The sequence below is a fragment of the Bittarella massiliensis (ex Durand et al. 2017) genome (genome assembly GCF_017566145.1).
Lineage (GTDB): Bacteria > Bacillota > Clostridia > Oscillospirales > Ruminococcaceae > Bittarella > Bittarella massiliensis_A.
Window position 1 is genome coordinate 1 of record NZ_JABFCL010000299.1, and the last position, 215, is coordinate 215.

The window sequence follows — 215 nt, forward strand, 5'->3', positions numbered from 1 at the left end:
GTGACGGTCTCAAGGGGCTGCTCCTTTGCTGTCTGAAGTGTTGCGAGGCGCTGCTCCACATTGGACTGGAGCTGGCGAAGCTGTGCCATTTTCCGGTGGATGGCATTCAGCTCCTCATTGAGCAAAAGCTCTGTGGTATCAATACTTCGATTTGTCAGGTATTCCCGAATTCGTTCCATAGAAAAACCAAGACCCCGTAAGTCGCGAATCACATT

Annotated in this window: 1 protein-coding gene; it reads right to left on the bottom strand. The window is 50.7% G+C overall.

The window, feature by feature from the left end; translation table 11 throughout:
- Positions 1-215: MerR family DNA-binding protein (locus tag HJY11_RS14420; protein WP_208076551.1), on the bottom strand; the 215-nt coding region annotated here is incomplete at both ends.